This window comes from Brevibacillus sp. SYP-B805 (assembly GCF_011059135.1).
Classification (GTDB): domain Bacteria; phylum Bacillota; class Bacilli; order Brevibacillales; family Brevibacillaceae; genus Brevibacillus_F.
The window spans coordinates 1-519 of record NZ_JAALGD010000035.1 but is presented as its reverse complement, the minus strand read 5'-3'; the positions used below and the strand labels follow the sequence as shown (position 1 = coordinate 519).

The window sequence follows — 519 nt, the reverse complement described above, 5'->3', positions numbered from 1 at the left end:
ACTTTACCTGCCCTTTTTCACCGACTCACCCGTAAACGGGTCGATCAGTTCTTTCATCGTTAATTGCTCATAATTTTTGTCCTCCACTAACTGGTTACGGATATATTCCTCAATTACCTTTTTATTTCTCCCTACTGTATCTACGTAGTACCCTCTGCACCAAAATTGGCGGTTTCCATATCGGTATTTCATATTTGCAAACTTATCAAAGATCATCAGTGAGCTTTTTCCCTTTAAGTACCCCATGAACTCGGACACGCTTAACTTAGGTGGGATGCTCACCAACATGTGAATATGATCTACGCAGGCTTCTGCTTCGATGATCTCCACTCCTTTTCGTTCACATAACTCCCGTAAAATCCTCCCTATCTCTCTTCTTAATTTCCCGTAAATCACTTGTCTTCGGTATTTCGGAGCAAATACGATATGATATTTGCAGTTCCATTTGGTGTGTGCTAGACTGCTCTTGTCCATCCTTTGTCCTCCTGTGATAAGTTTGAGCGGTTGGCAGACCGGCTC

The 519-nt window shown here is 42.6% G+C and carries 1 protein-coding gene; it reads right to left on the bottom strand.

The genetic code is table 11. The features are described 5' to 3' along the window. Positions 1-3 precede the first annotated feature (3 nt). Positions 4-474 (bottom strand): IS200/IS605 family transposase, encoded by a 471-nt coding sequence (gene tnpA / locus G3578_RS20670; protein WP_165215680.1) that lies wholly within the window; start codon positions 472-474, stop codon positions 4-6. Positions 475-519: the final 45 nt, after the last annotated feature.

Coding starts and splice junctions, on each gene's coding strand:
- tnpA (WP_165215680.1), bottom strand. CDS start 474: ATGGACAAGAGCAGTCTAGCACACACCAAATGGAACTGCAAATATCAT.